Raw genomic sequence first — 8080 nt, 5'->3', positions numbered from 1 at the left:
CGGTGGTTTACTGGCGGATTATTAACATTGAGAAAGCTTATTACAAAGTGCAAAATCTGCAAGCAGCAATTGTGAATTTGGTGGTAACTCAAATTCGCTCAGAAATGGGTAACCTTGAACTGAATGAAACCTTCACCGCACGCACTGCAATCAACAAAAGTTTGTTGCGAGATTTAGATACAGCCACCGAACCTTGGGGTGTGAAGGTGACGAGGGTGGAATTGCGGGAAATTGTTCCTTCTAAAACTGTGCAAGGTGCGATGGAATTGCAGATGTCTGCGGAACGGAAAAAACAAGCTGCTATTCTTACATCGGAAGGGGAAAGAGAAGCGGTAATTAATGCAGCCAGAGGGGAAGCTGAAGCACAACTGATTGAAGCTGAAGCGCGGCAAAAAGCAGCGATTTTGTCAGCGGAAGCGCAACAAAAAGAGCAAGTTTTAAAGGCGCAAGGTGTGGCGGCGGCGATGGAAATTATTGGCAAAAAGTTAAATGCCGATCCCAATGCTACCAAGTCTTTGCAGTTTTTACTGGCGCAAAATTATCTGGAAATGGGTATCAAGATTGGTAGCAGTGGAAGCAGCAAGGTGATGTTTGTCGATCCGCGCAGTATTCCATCGACTTTGGAGGGGATTGGTGCGATTGTGGGAGAAGAAAATAATGGCAATGTAAAACAGATTTATTAAGCATGGGTAGGATGCGATCGCTCTTATCTTACGCTCAAGGAAACCAAGGGCGATCGCTTTTCTTATATACAGAAATTACCCTGGCGCTAGAAACCAGGTTTCTTCGGATATCTTTAGCTGTTAAACCCACGATTTTTCAGAGAAACCGGGTTTTTTTGCTTAACTCCTAATATAATGCCTTTAGCACTCATATCTCAATCTAAACTCTCAAATTTAAAATTTATTTATATGCCAAAAAAATACCAATATCAAATCGGCGGAAGTTTACCAGTAGATGCACCAACTTATGTGGTGCGAAAAGCTGACAATGACTTATATGAAGGACTGAAAAAAGGAGAATTTTGCTATGTACTCAATTCTCGACAAATGGGTAAGTCTAGCTTGCTGGTACGCACGATGCAAAGACTAAAAGCTGAAGGCGTCGCCTGCGCTACGATCGACCTTTCAGATATTGGCAGTCAGCAAGTTTCTTTGGAAAAATGGTATGGAGGTGTCGCCTACAAACTCTTGACAAATTTCAATTTGTTTAACACGATGGAGTTTATGAACTGGTGGCGCGATCGCGAATTAATTCCCCCAGTCCAACGTTTAGGTGAATTGATAGAAGAAGTGCTGCTGGTAAAAGTTACTGAAAATATCGTAATTTTTATCGATGAAATTGATAGCGTCCTCAGTTTCAAAGAACCTCTAGACGACTTTTTTGCCCTGATTAGATCCTGCCACAACAAACGTGCCCAAAAATCAAAATACCAGCGGCTTACATTTGCTTTGTTGGGAGTCGCTACGCCCAGCGATTTAATTTCCGATCCGACTCGCACGCCGTTTAATATCGGTCGTGCGATCGAATTAAATGGTTTTGCACTGCACGAAGCTCAACCCCTAGCCAAAGGATTGGTAGAAAAATTAGACAATTCTCAAGAAATTTTAAAAGAGATATTGGAATGGACAGGCGGACAGCCGTTTCTATCGCAAAAACTTTGTAAATTAGTAGTACAATCAACTATCAACAATGAACCCGCGACAATTACCGAATTAGTAAAATTTTATATTATCGAAAATTGGGAATCCCACGATGAACCAGCACATATAAAAACGATACGCGATCGCATCCTCTCCAATCAACAACGCGCCGGCAGATTGCTGGGACTTTATCAAAAAATATTAGAAGAGGGAGAAATTCCCGCCGATGACACACCCGAACAAGCGCAACTGAGACTATCGGGTTTGGTGGTTATGCGTGCTGGTAAATTAAGAGTTTACAATCGCATTTACGAAGCAATTTTTAACTTAAATTGGGTTGAAAAAGCTTTTTCCGACTTGCGTCCTCATGGCGCAGCATTATTAGCATGGTTAACATCCAACTGTCAAGATGAATCGCGATTGTTGCGAGGGCAAGCATTGCAAGAAGCACTCAATTGGGCGACAGGCAAAAGCTTGAGCGATCGCGATTATCAATTCCTCGCAGCCAGCCAAGAATCAGCCCTAGCAGAATTGCGCGATCGAGAACAACAAAGTCGGACTGAAATTGAGCGACTGAGTAGAGAAAAAGATTTACTTGCCGAACTGAGTAAAGAGCAAGAGCGCCGAAAATTAACTGAAGCCAAACTCAAACACGAGCGCCAAATGCGAGTGGCAATTAATATCAGAGCGCTCGTAGTTTTAGTGTTATTCTTCACCTTAATCGCCGAGATAGTTTGGCTAAAAATATGGAGCGATCGCAGAAACACCGAAATTAACGCCATCAGCTTATATTCAGAAGCACTGTTGGAATCTAACAAAAAATGGGATGCCTTAATAGAAAGCATCCGCGCAGGCAAAAGAGTGCAAAAATTGCCATTTGGAATTAACTCGGATACTCGGATGAGAGTTTTACTCGCCCTCAATCAAGCAATCTACTCGCTAAAACAGCCCGATCGCTTGCCGGAAAATAGCAGTAAAATAACTTTCATAACCTTTAGCCCTCAAAAATTGGGGGGAAAACAAGCAAAAACTTTTATGCTCGCTGCGGCGAGCGATAATGGAGCGATCGAACTTTGGCAAAGCGATGGCAAAGCACTCGCTACATTTAATCTTGCTAGCGCTAAAATTAACAGCTTAAATTTCAGCCCTGACGGTCAAATACTTGCCGCAGCTAGCGACGATCGCACAATCAAACTTTGGCACACAAACGGCAAAGCTGTGAGTGAAACTCGCCCATTCAAAATTTTCAATGGACATCACGATAAAGTAACAAACATAAGTTTTAACCCAGACGGCAAAACACTCGCTTCTGCTAGTGCAGATGGCACCGTTAAACTTTGGAAATTGAACAGTCAAGCAGTCAAAAACTTAGCAGGACATCGCGGTTGGGTAACCTGCGTAAATTGGAGTTTTACCGGCAGAACACTTGCCTCCGCCGATGCGGATGGCACCGTCAAACTTTGGAGTCGCGACGGTGTGTGGGAAAGAGATTTGCAAGGACACAGCAGTTCGGTAACAAGCATAAGTTTCAGTCCCGACAGTCATATGCTTGCCTCTGCTAGTGCGGACGGAACTGTAAAACTTTGGCAAATTGAAGGCACTTTACTGAGTATTTTAAGGCATAGAGGTAAAGTCACCAGCGTCAGTTTCAGTCCTGACGGTCAAACACTGGCAACAGCCAGTACAGACAAAATGGTGAGACTTTGGCACATTGACGGTAGCCTGCTGAGAAGTTTGAAAAATCATCAAGGTGAAGTAAGGAGTTTATCTTGGTCGCCGGACGGTCAGATGCTTGCTTCTGCAAGTTCCGATAACAAGGTAATTCTCTGGAATTTCAACCTCGAAGATCTTTTAACTAAAAGTTGCAATTTGGCACGTAATTATTTGCAAACTAATCAAAATGTCAGTCAAAAGGATAAGGTGCTTTGCGATCGCTAGGGGTTAGGGGTTAGGGACTAGGGGAAGAGTGGGAGAATTAATATTGTTCTCTCTTCCCTCTTCCCTCTTCCCTCTCCCTCTTCCCTCTCCCTCTTCCTCTTCCCTCTCCCTCTTCTCTCTTCCCTCTTCCCTCTTCCCTAATCCCTAGCCCCTAACCCCTAGCCCCTAGCAGGTTGGCAACTACTGCAATCAATTCTTCTGGTATGACAGGTTTTGGTATGTGGATGTGAAAACCGGCAGCGATCGCTCTTGCTCGTTCCTCTGCTCTAGCATATGCTGTGAGCGCTATAGCGGGAATTTGTCCGCCTCGATCTGGCTTAAGCGCCCTAATCTTGCGGATTAAAGTATATCCATCTTCTTCTGGCATCCCGATATCGCTAATTAGAATATCCGGTCTTCTACCACCAGCAGCCTCAGTAATTATCGCAAAAGCTTCTTTAGCCGATCCCACTGCTGTTACTTTAGCGCCGCTTTTTTCCAGTACAGCAGTCACCAACTCGCGTGCATCGGGTTCATCATCAACAACAAGCACGGATAAATTATTTAGGAATAAAGATTTGTCGATCGCTACATTCTCGTTTCGATCGCTAAGTATATCTTGCCGATCCGAACTCGCAACTTCGGAAACTTGGGATAAGTCGCTAATCGCCCTAAACGGTAGAGTCACGATAAACTTTGCTCCCTGTCCTTCTCCTGGACTTTCAGCGCGAATAGTTCCGCCATGCAATTCGACTAGATGGCGAACAATTGCCAGCCCTAAGCCAAGACCGCCGTGTTTGCGAGTGATACTGGCATCAGCTTGACGGAAGCGTTCAAAAATATGAGGTAAAAATTCAGGAGAAATGCCTTGACCGGTATCGATCACAGTTATTTGTGCATTCGAGTTATGGCGATCGAGATGAACCTCAACCTGCCCTCCCTTGGGTGTGAACTTAATTGCATTCGTAAGCAAATTCCAGACAATTTGCTGCAAGCGAGTAGGATCGCCAGATACTAAACAAAATCGGTCTTCAAATACCGAATTAATGATAATATTTTTTGCTTCCGCAGCCGATCGCACCGCATCAATAGCAGCCTCGATCGTAGCAGCCAGATTGACCGCACGTAAATCAAAGCGGAACTTGCCCGTCATAATGCGCGAGACATCCAACAGATCTTCAATCAGTTGGGAAAGTGCCTTTGTATTGCGATCGATTGTCTCCAAAGCACGGGCAGTAGTAGCTTCGTCAAACTTTCGAGTTCGCAGTAAAGTCGTCCATCCCACCATTGCATTCAGAGGCGTTCGCAACTCGTGGGAAAGCGTTGCCAGAAACTCATCCTTCATACGGTTTGCCGCCTCCGCCTCAGCGCGATCTGCCTGTTCGCGTTCTAGAAGTCGGGTGCGTTCTGCCTCTACCAACTTGCGATCGGTAATGTCGATCATAATGCCGCGCAGCAGTTTCGGCCCATTTTCATCTCGCACGACATTCACGAGATCGAGTAACCATACAATGTCTCCATCCGCTGCCAACATTCTGTATTCAAATTCGTAGTTTTCCTGAGAAACTGTGCCATTTTGACAAAACTCGATCGCCCACTCTCGATCTTCTGAGTAAATGTGTTTTTCCCAAAAGTTATCGGTGTACCAATCTTCTAGCGCATAGCCAAGGATATCCACTGTTTGAGGCCCAACATAAGTGAATCTCCCAGTCATAGCATCTGCCTCCCAAGGAATGATGCGGACTTTTTCAGTCAGTTGCCGAAATCTTTCCTCGCTTTGTTTGAGCGCTCGTTCCGAATCGCGCAAGTCAACCGCTAAACTTTCTGCGGCAATGCGGGCGCGAACTTGACTGCGCGTGACAGCGAACAGTATCAAACCGATCGACACACCCACAACGGCGATGTAAGGCATCAGCCTTGTTTCGGAAAGGCGATCGAGTTCCGGTCGGGAAGTGAAAACAATAGTCCAAGGGCGTCCGGCGATATCTATCTTTATCGTGGTGGTAAAGCGAGGTCGGTAAAATCTGTGCTGGAAATCACTCTTACTATCTGAGGAGTGCAACAGGTTTTTCGCGTCGGGAGCAGTTCCGTCATAAATTTGAAAGTCCAAGAAGGGAAATTCTTCGTTGCTGAAAATTCCCGCCATTAAATCATCCGCACGAAAAGGACTGTAGATAAAACCCTGCAATGCGGCTCGACGCTGCGCGACTGTGTTGCGTGTTGTGCCATTGCGATAAACAGGCACATAAATTAGGAAGCCAGCTTGCTTGTGTTTGTCGATTTCCTGAACCAAGATTACTTTACCGGATGCGGCGGGTGAGTCAGTGTCCCGTGCCCGTTCCATTGCAGCGCGGCGGATCGGTTCGGCGAACATATCAAAACCGATCGCAGCTTGATTTCGCCGATCTAACGGTTCCAGATAAATAATCGAGTGATATTCGGCACGTTTGTATTGCGGTCTTATCGTAAAATTTTTTACTCCTTGCTTACGCATATCCGCTATGAGGCGATCTTTTTCTGAGGGGGATACTCGCACTGAGAAACCGATTCCCTGAATTCCTGGGTAAGTGCGGCGGAGTTCGAGGCGATCGATATAGGCACGAAATTCATCGCGGCTAACTTGCTCGGAAGCAGCAAATAACCCACTACCTGTACGCAGCAGAGTGATGTAAGTGTCCAAACGTTTTTGAATGTCGTTCTGGGTGCGCTGGACTGCATTTTCAAACCGGAGCTCGTCTTTAGCTCTTGTCATTGCGGAGACGTAGTAGCTGGCGATCGCAGTCAGCACCAGACTCAAAACCAGAACGAAATTAGGAGTCCAAGTGCGACGCGCTTGTGTGGGTTTGAATGGCAAGTCCGGTTTCATACAATTTAAAGCAACTTTAAAGCTGAAGCAGTTGCATATCTTTTGCCATCCTATCGAAGAAGCTTTTGGAATAAGCTTATCATTTAACATTAGTATAAGTTTTTACTTTATTCAAATTTTGTTACTGAGTACGAATGAATTTGGGTTTTTCGTATTTCTCGTTGAGAACTGGGTAGAGGCGGCGGAACCTCACCCCTACTGTTTTGATTTTATCACTCTTTAGATAGATGAAATAGTTAATAAATTTTGTATGCAAACTACTGCGATCGGGTTATTTTTATGTCTTCTCTACCCTAAGTAAGAGGCTGTCAAACTATTTTTAGCGAAATATGTAATTGAAATCACATATATTTTGTGTTGGCCAACACAAATGAGTAAAACTAACAGAGCTATTATTTGGGCCGCGATTGACCCGGAATGCCTTAAACATAGAATTAATAGAATAAATGACTTAATTGAGGAGGTTTTGAAGAAGCACCAGCCTCAAATTAGGTATGACTGCCATTCTCATCTAAATAATCGCTCATGGTCTTCTTTTCAAAAAAAGAGATTCTAAAGTTAGCAGTTTAATCACCGAGCGCTCTGTTTCAACCGAACCTCCCTCGCTGTCTTGCAGTGAGGGCTTTTCGTTTCGATCGGAAACTGTCCCGATGACAAAATTTTAGATTTTAGATTTTGGATTGAATAATTGACAATCCAAAATCTAAAAAGGTTTCCAGGAACAAAACCCAACTGGTTAGCAGAGAAATCGTTGGGTTTGGCTTTGCAAGGGCTAAACCCACAACCATAGCAACTCCCCCGACGCCCGACGCCCGACGCCCTAACCCCGACGCATATCTTTCATCGCGAAAGTTCGCCGGAACGCCCACTGCATAAAGCCGGGAAACTTGGGTATCTTCCTCATCTTTGCCCCGAAAGATTGCCCGTTAATATAAATTTAAAAATCTTCCTACTTTTGTCGGATTTGCGATCGCACCCAAAGATGCTTTCACCCTTAAGTCTGATTAAACCCATTTTTTAAATTGAGACGATTAATTTATAAGCGACACAGATGCCACTCGGTAAGAAGGTAAAAATGACGATCTAGAAACCCGGTTTCTTTGCGTAAGTCCTATTTGTATTACTGGATACGAAATCGCTTAACTCATTGTTTATCCCTGAGATAGATGGGTAAATAATACATACTACCTTCCAGAAAGAGGAACTTGTTTGTTGAGCTTTTTACGATGATCCCAGACGGAAATAAAACTAGGAGCGGGTTAATGTCTCAAAAACAACTACAAGATTTACCTTCGGAAGTACAACAACAGCTAAATCAAGGTGCCCAGCAAATTTTTCTGGCAGCATACAATAGCGCCAGTGAAGACGGTATGAGCGAAGAAGCCGCTATGAATGTTGCTTGGAACAGCGTCAAGCAAGAATACGAACCAGGTGAAGATGGGCAATGGCGTCCCAAGCCAGAAGATAGCCACCAACACCATAAATCTGTCACTTCAGGCGGCAATTAAGCAGCTTTTCAAGTTGCTTGTTAAATTAAGTAGGGTGCGTCACTAGCGATAAAATTACTGATGAGATCCAAAATTCAGGGGTCTGATGCACGCTACAACTTAAACTCAGATAAAGTACAACGCAGAAACCCGGTTTCTTTAAGAAA

Annotated in this window: 4 protein-coding genes; 3 read left to right on the top strand and 1 reads right to left on the bottom strand. The window is 44.3% G+C overall.

Going from position 1 to position 8080, the window contains the following annotated elements:
- Together H6S82_RS10975 and H6S82_RS10970 are read left to right on the top strand one after the other, a co-directional pair.
- Positions 1 to 683 (top strand): SPFH domain-containing protein (locus tag H6S82_RS10975; protein WP_191056221.1); only part of this gene is annotated, 683 nt, incomplete at its 5' end.
- Between the two features lie 228 nt (positions 684 to 911).
- Positions 912 to 3581 (top strand): AAA-like domain-containing protein, encoded by a 2670-nt coding sequence (locus tag H6S82_RS10970; protein ID WP_190469826.1) that lies wholly within the window; start codon positions 912 to 914, stop codon positions 3579 to 3581.
- A gap of 151 nt (positions 3582 to 3732) precedes the next feature.
- Here the strand turns inward: H6S82_RS10970 and H6S82_RS10965 are convergent, their stop codons facing one another.
- Entirely contained in the window at positions 3733 to 6426 is a 2694-nt protein-coding gene (locus H6S82_RS10965; RefSeq protein ID WP_199315459.1) for a CHASE domain-containing protein, read from the bottom strand.
- 1262 nt (positions 6427 to 7688) lie between these two features.
- On the opposite strand from H6S82_RS10965, the gene H6S82_RS10960 reads away from it, so the two are divergent.
- Positions 7689 to 7934 carry a ChaB family protein gene (locus tag H6S82_RS10960; protein WP_190469823.1) on the top strand — a complete coding sequence of 82 codons (246 nt, stop codon included), beginning with the start codon at positions 7689 to 7691 and terminating at the stop codon, positions 7932 to 7934.
- Positions 7935 to 8080 lie beyond the last annotated feature (146 nt).

It is taken from the genome of Planktothrix sp. FACHB-1355 (genome assembly GCF_014748295.1).
Taxonomy (GTDB): domain Bacteria; phylum Cyanobacteriota; class Cyanobacteriia; order Cyanobacteriales; family Aerosakkonemataceae; genus Aerosakkonema; species Aerosakkonema funiforme_A.
Note: the sequence above shows the minus strand (reverse complement) of the source record. Positions and strands in the feature narration are given on the sequence as shown.

Excerpts from the sequence above, each read along its gene's own strand:
- H6S82_RS10965 (WP_199315459.1), bottom strand. The coding sequence starts at position 6,426 with ATGAAACCGGACTTGCCATTCAAACCCACACAAGCGCGTCGCACTTGG.
- H6S82_RS10960 (WP_190469823.1), top strand. The coding sequence starts at position 7,689 with ATGTCTCAAAAACAACTACAAGATTTACCTTCGGAAGTACAACAACAG.
- H6S82_RS10970 (WP_190469826.1), top strand. The coding sequence starts at position 912 with ATGCCAAAAAAATACCAATATCAAATCGGCGGAAGTTTACCAGTAGAT.